Source organism: Azonexus hydrophilus (assembly GCF_905120355.1).
Lineage (GTDB): Bacteria > Pseudomonadota > Gammaproteobacteria > Burkholderiales > Rhodocyclaceae > Azonexus.
This window is the reverse complement of record NZ_CAJHOB010000017.1, coordinates 1-15,769: the sequence shown is the minus strand read 5'-3', so window position 1 is coordinate 15,769 and position 15,769 is coordinate 1. Positions and strand designations below refer to the sequence as shown.

General features: G+C 59.5%; 19 protein-coding genes. 13 read left to right on the top strand and 6 right to left on the bottom strand.

Annotation, left to right across the window (positions count from 1 at the left end):
* Positions 1-114 precede the first annotated feature (114 nt).
* Together JYJ39_RS12305 and JYJ39_RS12300 are read right to left on the bottom strand one after the other, a co-directional pair.
* On the bottom strand, positions 115-711 hold the full coding sequence (locus JYJ39_RS12305; RefSeq protein WP_205204709.1) for a riboflavin synthase: 597 nt from the start codon (positions 709-711) through the stop codon (positions 115-117).
* A 45-nt stretch (positions 712-756) separates the two neighbouring features.
* Complete coding sequence (locus JYJ39_RS12300) at positions 757-2,499, bottom strand: response regulator (protein WP_240189651.1); 1,743 nt, start codon at positions 2,497-2,499, stop codon at positions 757-759.
* A 127-nt stretch (positions 2,500-2,626) separates the two neighbouring features.
* Here JYJ39_RS12300 and mnmG point away from each other — a divergent pair, with 127 nt between their 5' ends.
* The 13 genes from mnmG (at position 2,627) to JYJ39_RS12235 (ending at position 13,735) form a co-directional block, all read left to right on the top strand.
* Entirely contained in the window at positions 2,627-4,513 is a 1,887-nt protein-coding gene (gene mnmG / locus JYJ39_RS12295) for a tRNA uridine-5-carboxymethylaminomethyl(34) synthesis enzyme MnmG (RefSeq protein ID WP_205204707.1), read from the top strand.
* Positions 4,510-5,163, top strand: a complete 654-nt coding sequence (gene rsmG / locus JYJ39_RS12290) for a 16S rRNA (guanine(527)-N(7))-methyltransferase RsmG (RefSeq protein WP_205204706.1) — start codon at positions 4,510-4,512, stop codon at positions 5,161-5,163. The genes mnmG and rsmG overlap by 4 nt, the downstream gene beginning before the upstream one ends.
* Complete coding sequence (locus JYJ39_RS12285) at positions 5,160-5,921, top strand: ParA family protein (RefSeq protein WP_205204705.1); 762 nt, start codon at positions 5,160-5,162, stop codon at positions 5,919-5,921. The genes rsmG and JYJ39_RS12285 overlap by 4 nt, the downstream gene beginning before the upstream one ends.
* A complete protein-coding gene (locus tag JYJ39_RS12280) occupies positions 5,918-6,769 on the top strand; it encodes a ParB/RepB/Spo0J family partition protein (protein ID WP_205204704.1) in 852 nt (283 codons plus the stop codon). The genes JYJ39_RS12285 and JYJ39_RS12280 overlap by 4 nt, the downstream gene beginning before the upstream one ends.
* A gap of 113 nt (positions 6,770-6,882) precedes the next feature.
* Positions 6,883-7,221, top strand: coding sequence for an ATP synthase subunit I (locus JYJ39_RS12275; RefSeq protein WP_205204703.1), 339 nt, complete (start codon positions 6,883-6,885; stop codon positions 7,219-7,221).
* A 1-nt stretch (position 7,222) separates the two neighbouring features.
* Positions 7,223-8,050 carry a F0F1 ATP synthase subunit A gene (atpB, locus tag JYJ39_RS12270; RefSeq protein WP_205204702.1) on the top strand — a complete coding sequence of 276 codons (828 nt, stop codon included), beginning with the start codon at positions 7,223-7,225 and terminating at the stop codon, positions 8,048-8,050.
* Between the two features lie 60 nt (positions 8,051-8,110).
* Positions 8,111-8,365, top strand: a complete 255-nt coding sequence (gene atpE, locus JYJ39_RS12265; protein ID WP_076097435.1) for a F0F1 ATP synthase subunit C — start codon at positions 8,111-8,113, stop codon at positions 8,363-8,365.
* Positions 8,366-8,407: 42 nt separating this feature from the next.
* Entirely contained in the window at positions 8,408-8,878 is a 471-nt protein-coding gene (locus JYJ39_RS12260; protein WP_205204701.1) for a F0F1 ATP synthase subunit B, read from the top strand.
* Between the two features lie 5 nt (positions 8,879-8,883).
* Positions 8,884-9,417 carry a F0F1 ATP synthase subunit delta gene (locus JYJ39_RS12255; protein WP_205204700.1) on the top strand — a complete coding sequence of 178 codons (534 nt, stop codon included), beginning with the start codon at positions 8,884-8,886 and terminating at the stop codon, positions 9,415-9,417.
* Positions 9,418-9,426: 9 nt separating this feature from the next.
* Positions 9,427-10,965, top strand: coding sequence for a F0F1 ATP synthase subunit alpha (atpA, locus tag JYJ39_RS12250; RefSeq protein ID WP_205204699.1), 1,539 nt, complete (start codon positions 9,427-9,429; stop codon positions 10,963-10,965).
* 14 nt (positions 10,966-10,979) lie between these two features.
* A complete protein-coding gene (atpG, locus tag JYJ39_RS12245; RefSeq protein WP_205204698.1) occupies positions 10,980-11,843 on the top strand; it encodes a F0F1 ATP synthase subunit gamma in 864 nt (287 codons plus the stop codon).
* A gap of 36 nt (positions 11,844-11,879) precedes the next feature.
* Complete coding sequence (atpD, locus tag JYJ39_RS12240) at positions 11,880-13,283, top strand: F0F1 ATP synthase subunit beta (RefSeq protein ID WP_205204697.1); 1,404 nt, start codon at positions 11,880-11,882, stop codon at positions 13,281-13,283.
* Between the two features lie 26 nt (positions 13,284-13,309).
* The gene (locus JYJ39_RS12235) at positions 13,310-13,735 is read left to right on the top strand and encodes a F0F1 ATP synthase subunit epsilon (RefSeq protein ID WP_205204696.1); all 426 of its coding nucleotides are present in this window, start codon (positions 13,310-13,312) and stop codon (positions 13,733-13,735) included.
* Positions 13,736-13,793: 58 nt separating this feature from the next.
* On the opposite strand, the gene JYJ39_RS12230 is transcribed toward JYJ39_RS12235, so the two are convergent.
* The 4 genes from JYJ39_RS12230 to JYJ39_RS12215 all read right to left on the bottom strand — a co-directional run.
* The gene (locus JYJ39_RS12230) at positions 13,794-14,372 is read right to left on the bottom strand and encodes a ubiquinone biosynthesis accessory factor UbiJ (protein ID WP_205204695.1); all 579 of its coding nucleotides are present in this window, start codon (positions 14,370-14,372) and stop codon (positions 13,794-13,796) included.
* A gap of 7 nt (positions 14,373-14,379) precedes the next feature.
* Entirely contained in the window at positions 14,380-15,120 is a 741-nt protein-coding gene (ubiE, locus tag JYJ39_RS12225; protein WP_205204694.1) for a bifunctional demethylmenaquinone methyltransferase/2-methoxy-6-polyprenyl-1,4-benzoquinol methylase UbiE, read from the bottom strand.
* 4 nt (positions 15,121-15,124) lie between these two features.
* The gene (locus JYJ39_RS12220; RefSeq protein ID WP_205204692.1) at positions 15,125-15,535 is read right to left on the bottom strand and encodes a gamma-butyrobetaine hydroxylase-like domain-containing protein; all 411 of its coding nucleotides are present in this window, start codon (positions 15,533-15,535) and stop codon (positions 15,125-15,127) included.
* A 51-nt stretch (positions 15,536-15,586) separates the two neighbouring features.
* On the bottom strand, positions 15,587-15,769 hold a 183-nt coding region (locus JYJ39_RS12215), incomplete at its 5' end, for a hypothetical protein (RefSeq protein ID WP_205204690.1).

Sequence of the window (15,769 nt, the reverse complement as noted above, 5' to 3'; positions counted from 1 at the left end):
CAGGTAGTGAGAGGCTTGGGTTTTGTTGTGGCGCCTCTGCGGGAACTGCGAGTTTCTGTGGGGGCTGCCAGCAGTAAGGCAAGCGAGACTGCTGGCAGGGGTGGGGGGCTGTGATCAGGCGGCGTTGACGTGTGTCAGCAGCCGCTCGCAATAGCGCGCGATCAGGTCGACTTCCAGGTTGACCTTGCTACCGGGTTGCAGACGGCCCAGCGTGGTGTGTTCCAGGGTGTGCGGGATCAGGTTGATGGTGAAGTTGCGGCCGTCAACGGTGTTGGTGGTGAGGCTGGTGCCGTCGACCACGATCGAGCCCTTGCGGGCGATATAGCGGGCAATTTCTTCGGGGGCGCGGATTTCGAGCAGGCGGTTGTCGCCGACGGGGTCGAAGCGCAGTACTTCGCCAATGCCGTCGACGTGGCCGGACACGAGGTGGCCGCCGATGACGTCATTGAGGCGCAGGGCTTTTTCCAGATTGACCGGGCCCGGGGCATCAAGGCCGACGGTGCAGGAGAGGGTTTCCGGCGAGACATCCACCATGAAGCTGTTGCCTTCCTTGGCGACGACGGTCAGGCAGACACCGTTGTGGGCAATGGAGTCGCCGAGGGCGACATCGGCGAGCGGAAGTGCGCCGGCGTCGACCGTCAGCCGGCAACCAACTTCGCGTGGAGTGACCAATGTGATGCGGCCGATTGCCGCGACGATGCCGGAGAACATGACACATTCCTCTACAAAAGGAAAAACTCTAGCACGTGGGTGGGCTCAGGCGCTGATGTCGATGCCGTATTTGCGTGCGACGGAGTGCGCCAGTTGGCGCGTGGCGAGGACTTTGGGGTGTTTGCGGTCCTTGCGCTGGGCGCGCTCCAGGTAGTCGTGCGCGCTGGCAGCCAGGGTGGCATCCCAGCCGCGACGATCCATCAGCAGATAGAGACTGTTGGCTGCTTCAATCAGATTGCGGATGTTGGGCGCCTGCTCCGCCGCCTGCGTATGCAGTTCGGCGGCACCCGCCAGATCGCCCGCACGGGCCGCGGACTGGCCGCGGTTGCTGAGCTCGTTGAGCTGGTGGTTGATCTGTTCAAGCAGCGCATTGCCTTCCGGTTGATTGGTTTTTTCGAAGACTCGGCTGGCTTGATGAATGAGTTGCTGGTCTTCGTGATTTTCTGCCACGGCCTGGCGCATGATTTTTTCGCCTTCGTCCTTCAGGCCGCTGGCGTAGCAGGCATGCGCAAGATCGACGCTCAGGCGCTGGGAGAGCGGCTTGCCGCGGTTGGCGAAATCTTCTTCCACGATTTGTTGCAGGGCGATGGCTTGTTCGGCGCAGGCCCGGGCTTTCTCCGGCGCCCCCTCGGCGGCCAGGCAGAGGCTTTCGTGTGTCAGCGCCGCCAGTTCGGCTTCCTTGTCGCCGCGGAGTTCCCGCTTCAGTTCGCCGATCAGTTTGCGGGAGGCATCGATGTTGCCGCGCTCCGCCATGGTACGGGCGAGGTTGGCAAAATCGTCAACGCTCCGCAGGGAAGAGCCTTTGCTGCGCTCGAGGACCTTGCTGTAGGCTTTTTCTGCGGCCGCCATGTCTTCGTTGCGGGCCGCGATATCGCCCACCATGCGCTGGCGCAAGGTGTTGTGCGGGGAGGCTTCAGCGGCGTGTTGCAGGACTTCCTGGGCGTTTTCCAGCAGACCGCGACGTTCCTGCACGGCGGCGAGGAAATCGTAGGCGGCGAGAAAATCGGGGGCGTCGACCAGCACTTGCTCGGCCAGCATGGCGGCTTCTTCCAGCGCACCGCGGTCGCGCAGCGCCGTTGCCAGCCCCATCTGCACCCAGGGCGCCATGCGTCCTTCCAGCACTTTGCGAAAGAGTACCTCGGCTTCTTCGATTCGTTCGAGCTGCAGCAGCAGTTCGCCCTTGAAACGATAGGCGTCGTACATATAGGCCGGGTGTTGGCTGATGACACGGTCGCAGGCGGCGATGGCTTCATCCAGGTCGCCGCTTTCGATCTTTTCGTAGATGCGGCGCAGCAGATGCTTCTTGTAGGTGGCGCGCACCAGGCGTGCCTGCAACTGGTCGGCGGTGAAGGGCTTGATCAGGTAGTCGTCCGGAGCAAGCTCGGCCAGGGCGACGACATTGGTGTAGGTGCGCTCGCCGGTGACGATGATGTATACCGTGCCGGGGGCGATCAGGTGGGCGTGGCGCAGTTCTTCCAGCAGTTGCTGACCATCGCGGCCGTCATCAAGAATGAAATCGGACAGGATGATGTCGAAGCGGTTGGCTTTGACCTGCCGGATGACTTCGGCCGAATTACCGGCGCCGTGTACCTGCGTGACGCCCAGGGTGCCGAGCATCAGCCGCACCGATTCGCGTGCCGGTGCATGCCGGTCCACAATCAGGACACGTTTTTTGGTCAGCGCCTGTTGCAGGACGAGGAGCATGTCCTCGTTTTCAAGCGCTTCTCCGGATTTCGGACTGTAGGTCTGCATGGGCAGCAAATTACTGTAAGCATGGCTGGCGAGCAAGAGAAATTCCGTCTGGAAAGGCTTGCGCCAGGGGCTTTCTGTGTTTTTCCGGTCACCTGACGTAAAATCACCGGCTCTCTGGCGGCGCCGTGGTGCGCTGCAGCAACCCATTCAGCGTTTCGTGCCCATGCTCTATCCCACCCGTTTCGATGTGATCGTTGTTGGCGGCGGCCATGCCGGCACCGAGGCGGCGCTTGCCGCAGCGCGGGCGGGCGCGCAAACCCTGCTGCTGACGCACAACCTGGATACGCTCGGGGCACTTAGTTGCAATCCGTCGATCGGCGGTATCGGCAAGGGGCATCTGGTGCGGGAGGTCGATGCCCTGGGCGGCGCCATGGCGGCGGCAACGGATGTGGCCGGTATCCAGTTCCGTCTGCTCAATGCCTCGAAGGGACCGGCCGTGCGTGCGACGCGGGCGCAGGTCGACCGGGTGCTTTATCGCCAGGCGATCCGCCAGCGGCTGGAGAATCAGCCGAATCTCAGCATTTTCGCCCAGGCGTGCGATGACCTCATTGTCGAAGGTGATGCCGTGTGTGGTGCGGTGACCCGCCTGGGTATCCGCTTCATGGCGCAGAGCGTGGTGCTGACGGCTGGCACTTTCCTCAATGGCAAGATTCATGTGGGGCTGGAAAACTATACCGGTGGACGCATGGGCGATCCGCCTTCGGTGTCGCTGGCAGCGCGCTTGCAGGAACTGCAGTTGCCGCAGGGGCGGCTGAAAACAGGTACGCCGCCACGGCTGGATGGCAAGAGCATTGATTTTTCGGTGATGCAGGAGCAGCACTCGGATGATCCGCTGCCGGTGTTTTCCTTCCTGGGTTCTGCGGCGCAGCATCCGCGTCAGTTGCCGTGCTGGATTACCGAAACCAACGCCAGAACGCATGACATCATCCGCAGCGGACTGGACCGCTCGCCGATGTATACCGGCGTGATCGAAGGCGTCGGACCGCGCTACTGTCCCTCGATCGAGGACAAGATTCACCGCTTCTCAGACAAGGACCGGCATAACGTCTTCCTTGAGCCGGAAGGGCTGGATACGCACGAGATTTACCCCAATGGTGTCTCCACCAGCCTGCCGTTCGACATTCAGCTGGCTTTGGTGCGTTCGATCCGTGGGCTGGAAAATTGCCACATCCTGCGCCCGGGCTATGCCATCGAATACGATTATTACGACCCACGGGCGCTGAAAGACAGTTTCGAAACCAAGCAGATTCGCGGCCTGTTCTTCGCCGGTCAGATCAATGGCACCACCGGCTACGAAGAAGCCGCGGCGCAGGGCTTGCTGGCCGGCATCAATGCCGCGCGCTACGTGCGCGGCGAAAGTGCCTGGTGTCCGAAGCGCAATGAGGCCTATCTCGGGGTGCTGGTTGATGATCTGATTACGCGTGGGGTCAATGATCCGTATCGTATGTTCACCAGTCGCGCCGAGTATCGCCTCAGTCTGCGTGAGGACAACGCTGATCTGCGTTTGACCGAGCAGGGGCGGGCCCTGGGGTTGATCGATGATGTACGCTGGGATGCTTTTTGCCGCAAGCGCGATGCGATTGCCGCCGAAGAAGAGCGGTTGAAAGCGACCTGGGTCAATCCCCGGCTCACCCCGGCGGAAGAATGCGTGCGCGTGCTGGGCAAGGCCATCGAGCACGAATACAGCCTGTTCGAGCTGCTGCGCCGGCCGGAGATCAGTTATGCCCAGCTGATGACCCTGCCGGGTGCCGGCGAGCCGGTCAGCGTGGCAGAAGTGGTCGAGCAGCTGGAGATTTCGGCGAAGTATCAGGGCTATATCGACCGGCAGGCCGAGGAAGTGGCCAAGGCGGCGGGCTACGAACAGCTGGCGCTGCCGGAAGCGCTTGACTACGCCGTGGTTCCCGGGCTGTCCAACGAAGTGAAGCAGAAGCTGCAGCAGCACCGGCCGCAGACCATCGGTCAGGCTTCCCGTGTTCAGGGGGTGACACCGGCGGCGATTTCGTTGCTGCTGGTGTATCTGAAACGTTTCAATTCCGTGCGTCCGGCATGAATCACGAATTGCATCCACAAACGGTAGAAAGCGGGCTGGCACCAGCGCTGGCGGCAGGATTGGCGGAACTGGGTCTGTCGCTGCCGCTGGCGGCGCAGGAGAGGGTGCTGGCTTTTTGCCGGCTGCTCCTGAAATGGAACAAGACCTACAATCTCACGGCTTTGCGCGATCCGCAGCAAGCGCTGTCGCACCACTTGCTCGATTCGCTGGCGATCGTGCCGCACGTCGGTGAGGGGGCGCTGCTCGACGTCGGGGCAGGCGGGGGTTTGCCTGGTATCCCGCTGGCCATTGCCCGGCCGCAGTTGTCGGTGAGTCTGGTGGATACGGTGCAGAAAAAAGCAACATTCCTGCAGCAGGCGGCGATTGAGCTTGGTCTGCGCAATCTGCGCGTGCATCATGCGCGGGTGGAGCAGATGACAGGCCAGTATGCGCAGATCAGTTCGCGTGCCTTCGCCGATTTGAAGACCTTCGTCGAACTGACCCGCCACCTGCTGGCACCCGACGGGCGCTGGCTGGCCATGAAGGGGGCGTATCCGGCGGAGGAAATTGCCGCATTGGCGCCAGACATCGTTGTTGAACGCACGCTGGTCCTGACCGTTCCCGGTCTGGCGGCGGAGCGACATCTCATTTTCCTGAAAGTGGGCGCATGAAGATACTGGCCATCACCAATCAGAAAGGCGGCGTCGGCAAGACCACGACAGCCGTCAATCTTGCCGCCGCTTTAGGCGCAGCGGGGCAGCGCGTGCTGCTCATCGACATGGATCCGCAGGGCAATGCCACGACGGGCGCCGGCATCACCAAGAAAGAGGCGCTGCCGACGGTGTATCAGCTGTTGATCGGTGCGGCAGGGCTGCAGGAAGTGTGCATCGCGACTGAATTTGCCTTCGACATCCTGCCGGCCAACCGCGAGCTGGCAGGGGCGGAGGTTGAGCTGATCGAGCTGGAACGACGCGAGTTCCGCTTGAAGGAAGCCCTGGCAGATGGCCGGGCGAGCTACGATTTCGTTCTCATCGACTGTCCGCCGGCGCTCAACATGCTGACCGTGAATGCCCTGGTGGCTGCAGATTCGGTGCTGATCCCCATGCAGTGCGAGTATTACGCGCTGGAAGGCTTGTCCGATCTGGTCGAAACCCTGCGCAAGATCCGCCACAGTCTGAATGCCCGGCTGGAAATCGAGGGCTTGCTGCGCACCATGTACAACAGCCAGAGCACGCTGACGCAGCAAGTGTCGAGCGAACTGGAAAACCATTTCGGCGACAAGGTGTATCAGACCATCGTGCCGCGCAATGTGCGCTTGGCGGAAGCGCCGTCCTATGGCAAGCCGGTCAATGCATTCGACAAAAACTCGAAGGGGGCGCAGGCATATAACGCACTCGCCCAGGAAATTCTCGAAAGGGTGAGCGCATGAGCAAGTTGAAGGGATTGGGGCGCGGCCTCGACGCATTGCTGGCGGGTAGCGGTGCCAAAGCGGAAGAGGAGTTGCGCAAACTGCCGGTCGAGCGTTTGCGGTCGGGCAAATACCAGCCGCGAACCCGGATGGACGAAGCGTCGCTGGATGAACTGGCCGCTTCGATTACTGCTCAGGGTGTGATGCAGCCGATTCTGGTGCGCGCCATCGATAGCACACCGGGTGCCGAGCGCTACGAAATTGTTGCCGGCGAACGGCGCTGGCGGGCTGCACAGCGGGCAGGGCTGGCCGAAGTGCCGGTGCTGGTACGCAAGATAGCCGACGAACAGGCGCTGGCCATGGCGCTGATCGAGAATATTCAGCGCGAAAACCTCAACCCGCTGGAAGAAGCTCAGGGTTTGCAACGGCTGATCGACGAGTTCGGCCTCAGTCACCAGCAGGCGGCTGAAGCCGTGGGCCGCTCACGTCCGGCAACCTCCAACCTGTTGCGGCTGCTGCAGCTGAGCGCTGGCGTGCAGGAATTGCTGCAGGTCGGCAAGCTCGACATGGGCCATGCGCGCGCCTTGTTGCCCTTGTCGGCAGTGCAGCAGGTGGCGGTGGCGCAGCGTATCGTCAAGCAGTCGCTCTCGGTGCGGGAAGCTGAGCGCCTGGTGCAGCAGATCGTCAATCCGCCGAAAAAAACAGCGACACCAGCGCCTGACCGTGATCTGCTACGACTGCAGGAAGAAATTGCCGATGCGGTGGGCGCCAATGTCGCCATTCGCAGCAACAAAAAAGGGGCGGGCAAGATCACCATCGAGTTCGGCAGTCTGGACCAGCTGGAGGGGATTCTGGGGCGTCTGCGCTGAGGCTGCGGTGGTTTGTCGATTGCGGTTAACCCGTAATTCCCATTGACGGTCTTTTTTGAAGTCTTGTATCATTTAGGTCTGTGTGGCACACCGGCTGACGATTGCATGACACCATGTTGAAAGCGATTTACCTGCAACTTGGTACGGCACTCATTACAGCGATTGCAGCCGGTGCAATCGTAGGAACGCGGGGGCTGGTTTCGGTGGGGTTCGCGGCATTGGCTGCAATTGTTCCCAACCTTTTCTTTGCTGTCCGGTTGACGATGCTGAAAAATCGCCCGGGCGCGTCCTATGCGGCAAATTTCTTCGTCGGCGAGTTCCTGAAAATTGCAGCTACCGTAGGAATTCTGGCAATCGCCATCAAGGGATATCCCGCGATGCACTGGCCGAGCTTGTTGATCGGTCTGGCGATTGTCCTGCATGCTGGTTTTTTAGCTTTTTGGAAGAAATGACATGGCCGCAGGAAGCGCAGCACCGACATCGGGCGAGTACATCGTCCATCACCTGACCCACCTCAACACCACCGGGCACGCCCAGAAAGCCGTTGTTGACTGGTCGGTACTCAATATTGACACGATGTTCTATTCCATCGTGCTCGGCTTGCTCACCATCTTTGTGCTCTGGCTTGCTGCGCGCAAGGCAACCTCTGGTGTGCCGGGTCGGTTCCAGGCAGCCATCGAGGTGCTGGTTGAGATGGTTTCCGATCAGGCCAAGGGCATCATCCATAGCGCCGAATCGCGCAAGTTCGTTGCGCCGCTGGCGCTGACCGTTTTTGTCTGGATCTTCTTCATGAATGCCGTGGATTTGATTCCAGTGGATCTGCTGCCGAAGATCGGCGAGATGTTCGGCATTCATTATCAGCGCGCTGTTGCCACGGCTGACTTGAATGCGGCACTCGGCATGTCGCTGGGCGTGCTGCTGATCTGCATCTACTACAACATCAAGGTCAAGGGTCTGGGGGGCTGGGTGCATGAGCTATTCACTGCGCCTTTTGGTAGCCATCCGTTGCTCTATCCGGTGAATTTCATCATGCAGATGATCGAATTCATCGCCAAGACGGTGTCCCATGGCATGCGGCTTTTCGGCAACATGTATGCCGGTGAGCTGGTCTTCATGCTGATCGCCCTGCTGGGTGCCACCGCGACGGTGTTCGGTTTCGTTGGTCACGTGATCGCTGGTTCGATCTGGGCCATCTTCCATATCCTGATCATCACGTTGCAAGCCTTCATCTTCATGATGCTGACCTTGGTGTATGTCGGTCAGGCGCATGAAGGTCACTGATTTTCAAGTTTTTCTGTTGTAACCCGTTTTACTTTTCACTTTAAACCTCAAGGAGTTGTCATGGAACACGTTCTCGGTTTTGTTGCTCTGGCTGCCGGCCTGATCATTGGTCTGGGTGCTATCGGTGCCTGTATCGGTATCGGTCTGATGGGCGGCAAGTACATTGAAGCTTCGGCTCGCCAGCCTGAGCTGATGAACGCTCTGCAAACCAAGATGTTCCTCCTGGCTGGTCTGATCGACGCCGCCTTCCTGATCGGTGTCGGTATCGCCATGATGTTCGCTTTCGCCAACCCGTTCCAACTGGTGGCAGGTTAATTAGCCCTCTTCCGATTAACCCTTTAGAAGAGGACTAGAACCGTGAATCTGAACGCAACGTTGTTTGCACAGCTCGTTGTGTTCTTCATTCTGGCGTGGTTCACGATGCAATTCGTGTGGCCGCCCATTGTGAAGGCGCTCGACGAGCGTGCGAAGAAGATCGCGGATGGTCTGGCTGCTGCTGAACGCGGCAAGCAGGATCTCGAATTGGCCACCAAGCGTTCGACGGAAGCTCTCCGCGAAGGCAAGGAAAAGGCTGCAGAACTGATCGCCAATGCTGAAAAGCGCGGCGCCCAACTGATCGAAGAAGCCAAGGCTGCGGCCAAGGTGGAAGCCGAGCGCATCGTGACCGGTGCCAAGGCAGAAATCGAGCAGGAAGCGGTGCGCGCCAAAGAGCAGATTCGCGAACAGGTCGCTGCCCTGGTCATCAACGGCGCCGAACAAATTCTGCGCCGCGAGATCAACGCCCAGGCTCATTCCGACATTCTGGCCACGATCAAACAGGATCTGTAAAGCATATGGCTGAATCCGTCACCATCGCTCGCCCCTACGCTGAAGCCGCCTACAGGCTGGCCAAGGAAAGCGGGGCTCAGGGCCTCTGGTCACAGCGCCTGCAAAGGCTGGCGCTGATTGCCCAGGATAAGGAAATGACCGAGGTCATGACTAATCCCCGGCTCTCCACGGAACAGGTGGCTGAATTGTTCATTTCGCTGTCGGCTGACAGCGATGCGATTCTTGCCAATTTTGTTCGCACCCTTGCCGAAAACCGGCGTCTTGCGCTGCTGCCGGAAATTTCCCGGCTCTTCGAACTGGCAAAAAGTCAGGAAGAAGGCGTGCAGGAGGCGGTGGTGTACTCCGCCTTCCCGATTGATGACGCCCAGGTGGCTGCTCTCATGCAGCAACTGGAGCCTCGTTTCGGAACCCGCCTGACGGCTCGCGTCGAAGTTGACCCGAGTCTGATCGGTGGTGTGCGCGTCACCGTCGGTGACCAGATGCTGGATGCTTCAGTGCGCGGCAAACTCGATGCCATGGCCGTGGCGCTGAACAACTAGGAGATTTTCATGCAGTTGAATCCTTCCGAAATTTCTGAACTGATCAAGAGCAAGATCCAGAACCTGCAAGGCGCATCGGAAGTGCGTACGCAGGGCACCGTGGTTTCCGTCACTGACGGCATCTGTCGCGTGCATGGCTTGCAGGACGTCATGCAGGGTGAAATGCTGGAATTCCCCGGCAACACCTTTGGTATGGCGCTCAACCTCGAACGTGATTCCGTCGGCGCGGTGGTGCTGGGTGAATACGACCACATTTCCGAAGGCGATACGGTCAAGACGACCGGCCGCATTCTCGAAGTGCCGGTTGGCCCGGAACTGCTCGGCCGCGTGGTCAACACGCTGGGCCAGCCGATCGACGGCAAGGGCCCGATCAATGCCAAGCTGACCGACAAGATTGAAAAGGTCGCCCCGGGCGTGATCTGGCGTAAATCGGTGTCGCAACCGGTGCAGACTGGCCTCAAGTGCGTTGACTCCATGGTGCCGGTTGGCCGTGGTCAGCGTGAGTTGATCATTGGTGACCGTCAGACCGGCAAGACCGCCGTTGCTGTCGACACCATCATCAACCAGAAGGGCAAGAACCTGTTCTGCGTGTATGTCGCGATCGGCCAGAAGGCTTCCACCATCGCCAACGTCGTGCGCAAGCTCGAAGAAAATGGCGCCATGGAATACACCATCGTGGTTGCCGCCTCTGCCTCGGAATCTGCTGCCCTGCAATATCTGGCCCCTTACGCCGGTTGCACCATGGGTGAGTACTTCCGCGACCGTGGCCAGGACGCCCTGATCATTTACGACGATTTGACCAAGCAAGCGTGGGGCTACCGTCAGGTCTCCCTGCTGCTGCGCCGTCCGCCAGGCCGCGAAGCCTATCCGGGCGATGTGTTCTATCTCCACTCCCGTCTGCTCGAGCGCGCTGCTCGCGTTAACGAGGACTTCGTCGAGAAGTACACCAATGGCGAAGTCAAGGGCAAGACCGGTTCGCTGACCGCTCTGCCGGTGATCGAAACCCAGGCTGGTGACGTTTCTGCTTTCGTTCCGACCAACGTGATCTCCATCACCGACGGCCAGATCTTCCTGGAAACCGACCTGTTCAACGCCGGTATTCGTCCTGCGATCAACGCCGGTATCTCGGTGTCCCGCGTTGGTGGTGCCGCCCAAACCAAGCTGATCAAGAAGCTTGGCGGTGGTGTGCGTCTGGCGCTGGCCCAGTACCGTGAACTGGCTGCATTCGCGCAGTTTGCTTCTGATCTCGACGAAGCAACCCGCAAACAGCTGGAGCGTGGCCGTCTGGTGACCGAGCTGATGAAGCAACCGCAATATTCGCCGATGAGCATCTCGGAAATGGCTGTCACCCTGTATGCGGCCGACAAGGGCTATTTTGACGATGTTGAAGTCAAGCGCGCCCTCGAGTGCGAAAAAGCGATGATCAGCTATCTCAAGACCAACTGCGCCGATGTCATGAACACCATGGAATCGACGGCAGATCTGAGCGCTGATTCCGAAAAGGCCCTGGCTGCCGGTATCCAGGCTTTCAAGAGCACCTGGGCCTGATCTAGGAGAACGCCATGGCAAGCGGCAAGGAAATTCGCAACAAGATCAAGAGCGTTGAAAACACGCGCAAGATCACCAAAGCCATGGAAATGGTGGCGGCATCCAAAATGCGCAAGGCGCAGGACCGGATGCGCGCCTCCCGTCCATATGGTGAAAAGATCCGGCGCGTGGCGAGCAATCTCGCCCACGCCCTGACCGAGTACAAGCATCCGTTCCTGCAAACGCGCGCGCCCAAGAATGTCGGCATCGTACTGGTGACGTCGGACAAAGGGCTGTGCGGTGGCCTCAACGCCAACGTCCTGCGGCTTGTGTTGAGCAAGATGAAGGCGTTCGACAGTGAGGGCGTCAAGTTTCAGGCGACCTGCGTCGGCAACAAGGGCCTGGGTTTCATGCAGCGTGCTGGTGCCAAGGTGGTTTCGCAAGTTGTTTCGCTGGGCGACACCCCGCACCTGGAAAAGCTCATCGGGCCGCTCAAGGTGCAGCTGGATGCCTACATGAATGGCGAAATCGACGCCCTCTATCTGGGATACACCCGCTTCATCAATACGATGAAGCAGGAGCCTGTGTTCGAGAAGGTGTTGCCGCTGGCCGACGACGTCATCAAAACTGAGCGTGAGCCTGGTTGGGATTATGTCTATGAGCCGGATGCACAAGTGGTCATCGACGATCTGCTGATGCGTTATGTCGAAGCTTTGATTTATCAGGCCGTGGCCGAAAACATGGCGTCCGAGCAATCGGCGCGCATGGTGGCGATGAAGTCTGCGTCCGATAACGCCAAGAGCGTGATCGGTGAATTGAAGCTGGTCTACAACAAGGCCCGTCAGGCTGCAATTACCAAGGAACTCTCGGAAATTGTCAGCGGTGCCGCCGCTGTCTGACGCTCGCGCGAAGTTTTAATTATTGGGGAATTGAATATGAGTCAAGGTTCCATCGTTCAGTGTATCGGCGCGGTTGTGGACATCCACTTCCCGCGTGATGCGATGCCGAAGGTTTACGATGCACTCAAGCTGGATGCTTCCGAAGAAAATGGCATGGTTGAAACCGGCCTCACCTTCGAAGTGCAACAGCAGCTGGGTGACGGCGTGGTCCGTACCATCGCCATGGGCTCCTCCGACGGTCTGCGTCGTGGGATGAAAGTGAATAACACCGGTGCTGGCATCTCCGTGCCGGTCGGTATGGGTACACTGGGTCGCATCATGGACGTCCTCGGCCGTCCGATCGACGAAGCCGGCCCGATCGCCAGCGATGAGCTGCGCGAAATCCACCAGGCCGCACCGAAGTTCGACGAACTGTCGTCTTCCGTCGATCTGCTTGAAACCGGCATCAAGGTGATCGACCTGATCTGCCCGTTCGCCAAGGGCGGCAAGGTCGGTCTGTTCGGCGGCGCCGGCGTCGGCAAGACCGTCAACATGATGGAGTTGATCAACAACATCGCCAAGCAACACTCGGGTCTGTCCGTGTTTGCCGGTGTGGGTGAGCGTACCCGCGAAGGGAACGACTTCTACCATGAAATGAAGGACTCCAACGTTCTCGACAAGGTGGCGATGGTGTTCGGTCAGATGAACGAACCGCCGGGCAACCGTCTGCGTGTTGCGCTGACCGGTCTGACCATGGCCGAGCGTTTCCGTGACGACGGTCGTGACATCCTGTTCTTCGTGGATAACATCTACCGCTACACCCTGGCCGGTACCGAAGTGTCCGCACTGCTGGGCCGTATGCCTTCCGCCGTAGGCTACCAGCCGACGCTGGCCGAAGAAATGGGCCGCCTGCAAGAGCGCATCACCTCGACCAAGGTTGGCTCGATCACCTCCATCCAGGCTGTTTACGTGCCTGCCGATGACTTGACCGACCCGTCCCCGGCCACCACCTTCCTGCACTTGGACTCCACGGTCGTGCTGTCGCGTGACATCGCCTCGCTGGGTATCTACCCGGCCGTCGACCCGCTCGACTCCACCTCCCGCCAGCTCGACCCGCAGATCGTCGGTGAAGAGCACTACGGTGTTGCCCGTGCGGTGCAGATGACACTGCAGCGCTACAAGGAACTGCGCGACATCATCGCGATTCTGGGTATGGACGAACTGTCGCCGGAAGACAAGCTGGCCGTCAGCCGCGCCCGGAAAATCCAGCGCTTCCTGTCGCAACCTTTCCACGTTGCTGAAGTCTTCACCGGTTCCCCGGGCAAGTTCGTTCCGCTCAAGGAAACCATCAAGGGCTTCAAGGGCATCGTCAGCGGTGAATACGATGATCTGCCGGAACAGGCCTTCTACATGGTGGGTGGTATCGAGGAAGCCGTCGAAAAGGCCAAGACGCTGCAGTAATGCAGGGTTACGCATAGGAGCCAGCAATGGTTATGACCGTACATTGTGATGTCGTCAGTGCCGAGGAGTCGATCTTCTCCGGCATGGTGGAGATCGCAGTATTCCCCGGCGAAGCCGGGGAACTCGGCATTCTGCCGCAACATACGCCGCTGCTCACGCGCATCAAGCCCGGTGCAATCCGTCTGAAGGTGGCCGGGCAAAGTGACTACGAACTGGTTTATGTTTCTGGCGGCATGCTTGAAGTCCAGCCGGATATGATTACCGTTCTGGCTGACACTGCAATCCGCGCCCGTGACCTCGACGAGGCCAAGGCGCTTGAAGCCAAGAAGCGTGCAGAGGAAGCGCTTGCCAACCGTCAGGCAGAGATGGATTATGCTGCGGCGCAAGCCGAGCTGGCCGAGGCAATCGCTCAACTGCAGACCATTCAGCGCTTGCGCAAGCATACGCACTGAAATTCAGGTGCAGTAAGTAGAAAAGCAGCCGCATGGCTGCTTTTTTTTTGCAACTGCCTTAGGTCGAAAGTGTGGTCAGGCGCTGTTCGAGCTGTGCCAGATCACGTTCAAGTGCAGAGCGCGCGGCAATAAAGGAGGCGAAATCGGAAGAGTGCAGGACCAGTCCGGATTCATCAGTCAGGTATTCGCTCAGGTTGCTGATACTACGCCCTGCAACATCGCGCGTTTGCGCCAGGCTGCGGCGAGCAAGTTGATCCATGCGGCGTGCAGGAATGTCACCAAGCACGCGTGCAAGGTCAGCCTCACTGTCCCAGCGCAGATTGCGCAAGACAAAGGCCAGGCTTTCTGCAAGCTCAGCACGTCCACTCAGGTGTGCGCTGGCAAGCAAGCCGCTGCGGTCGGTCAGCAAGCGAACGAGGAAATCAGCGGGCAGTTCGATGGTGACAGCGGGGCCGGAGGCGGGTTCGCAGGCGCGGAAGCCGCCATTCTGCTCGATGGCGAAAGAGAATACGGCACGATCAGCAGTGCGCAGCAAGACAGTCGCGCCGGCATGGCGTGCCAGCCGTTCTCCTGCCCAGGCATTCTGGCGTAGCAGATGATTGAGCGGCGCGAGGAAAAGCTGCTGCAGAGCTTCCATGGTGCGGTCAGAGTTTGTAGCCGCGGTGCAGGGCGACTACACCAAAAGTCATGTTGAAGTATTCGACGCGTGACAGTCCTGCAGCTTCCATCATGCCCTTCAAGGTGTCCTGGTCCGGATGGACGCGGATGGATTCGGAAAGGTAACGGTAGCTGTCTGGGTCCCGAGTCACCATGCCGCCGATGCGCGGAATGACCTGGAATGAATAGAAATCATAGATCGGGGCCAGTGGTTTCCATACCTGTGAGAACTCAAGCACCATCAGGCAACCGCCTGGACGCAGTACCCGCGTCATTTCACGCAAGGCGGCATCCTTGTGGGTCATGTTGCGCAGACCGAATGCAACGGTGACACAGTCAAACCAGTCGTCAGGAAAAGGCAGTCGTTCCGCATCGCATTGAGCTACCGGCAGCATGTAGCCCTTATTGGTCAGGCGATCACGGCCGTGCGCCAGCATGGCGTTGTTGATGTCGGTCAGCCAGACCTGCCCGCTCTTGCCGACCCGTTTGGCGAATGCCAGTGAGAGATCACCCGTGCCGCCAGCTACATCAAGTACGCGGGAGCCTTCCCGCACACCGCTGCGGGCAATGGTGAAGGCTTTCCACAGGCGATGCATGCCGGCCGACATGAGATCGTTCATCAAGTCGTAGCGGCCGGCGACCGAATCGAACACGTCGCGCACCCGGCGCGCCTTTTCCTGCTCGGCAACGGTTTCGTAGCCGAAATGTGTGGTTTTATCTTGAGTCATGAATTCAATGGCGCGAGCCGCAGGCAGAGTGCTGGAAGCGCGGTGTCGAATCAACGTCACGCGAGGCGCCGCGAGATTCGATCAGTTTGAGATATTGTGCCCAGAGCTGATCGTGGTGCACCGCGAGGTTGTAAAGCAGTTCCCAGGGGTAGAGGCCACTTTCATGGCCATCAGAAAAGATCAGTTTGAGGGCATAAGAGCCCACCGGTTCGACAGCAAGCAACTCGACATTACGCTTGCCTGTCTGCAGGACTTCCTGACCCGGAGCGTGCCCGCGTGCTTCCGCTGAAGGCGTGTAGACACGCAGATATTCGAAATCGAGACGGTAAACCTCGCCTGCGGCATACTGCAATTCAAGTACGCGACTCTTGGTAAGCAAACGAACGGCTTCCGGCACAGGTATTGGCGAAGTCATCAGGGCAATCTCCAGCAAGCTTGCGAGTCTACCGCGAACGCGGCCGGCTTGTCACAAATCGACGAGACTGACGCGCTCGAAATCGACTTGCCGGCGCAGAATTCGATTCATGCGGACACGCCGCGAGCGCTCATCCGCGAAAATTTCAATTTCACGTCCAGCACGGTACTGGCCGGTGGGAAGTGCGGTGGTCCCGGTCGTTTGGACAGCCACCGGGCTGGAATAAGCTAAGGC

Bases quoted from the DNA above. Each gene is read 5' to 3' on its own strand.
- rsmG (WP_205204706.1), top strand. From the start codon at position 4,510: ATGAATCACGAATTGCATCCACAAACGGTAGAAAGCGGGCTGGCACCA.
- JYJ39_RS12255 (WP_205204700.1), top strand. From the start codon at position 8,884: ATGGCTGAATCCGTCACCATCGCTCGCCCCTACGCTGAAGCCGCCTAC.
- atpG (WP_205204698.1), top strand. From the start codon at position 10,980: ATGGCAAGCGGCAAGGAAATTCGCAACAAGATCAAGAGCGTTGAAAAC.
- atpE (WP_076097435.1), top strand. From the start codon at position 8,111: ATGGAACACGTTCTCGGTTTTGTTGCTCTGGCTGCCGGCCTGATCATT.
- atpB (WP_205204702.1), top strand. From the start codon at position 7,223: ATGGCCGCAGGAAGCGCAGCACCGACATCGGGCGAGTACATCGTCCAT.
- atpA (WP_205204699.1), top strand. From the start codon at position 9,427: ATGCAGTTGAATCCTTCCGAAATTTCTGAACTGATCAAGAGCAAGATC.
- JYJ39_RS12305 (WP_205204709.1), bottom strand. From the start codon at position 711: ATGTTCTCCGGCATCGTCGCGGCAATCGGCCGCATCACATTGGTCACT.
- ubiE (WP_205204694.1), bottom strand. From the start codon at position 15,120: ATGACTCAAGATAAAACCACACATTTCGGCTACGAAACCGTTGCCGAG.
- mnmG (WP_205204707.1), top strand. From the start codon at position 2,627: ATGCTCTATCCCACCCGTTTCGATGTGATCGTTGTTGGCGGCGGCCAT.
- JYJ39_RS12275 (WP_205204703.1), top strand. From the start codon at position 6,883: ATGTTGAAAGCGATTTACCTGCAACTTGGTACGGCACTCATTACAGCG.
- JYJ39_RS12220 (WP_205204692.1), bottom strand. From the start codon at position 15,535: ATGACTTCGCCAATACCTGTGCCGGAAGCCGTTCGTTTGCTTACCAAG.
- JYJ39_RS12235 (WP_205204696.1), top strand. From the start codon at position 13,310: ATGGTTATGACCGTACATTGTGATGTCGTCAGTGCCGAGGAGTCGATC.
- JYJ39_RS12285 (WP_205204705.1), top strand. From the start codon at position 5,160: ATGAAGATACTGGCCATCACCAATCAGAAAGGCGGCGTCGGCAAGACC.
- JYJ39_RS12280 (WP_205204704.1), top strand. From the start codon at position 5,918: ATGAGCAAGTTGAAGGGATTGGGGCGCGGCCTCGACGCATTGCTGGCG.
- atpD (WP_205204697.1), top strand. From the start codon at position 11,880: ATGAGTCAAGGTTCCATCGTTCAGTGTATCGGCGCGGTTGTGGACATC.
- JYJ39_RS12230 (WP_205204695.1), bottom strand. From the start codon at position 14,372: ATGGAAGCTCTGCAGCAGCTTTTCCTCGCGCCGCTCAATCATCTGCTA.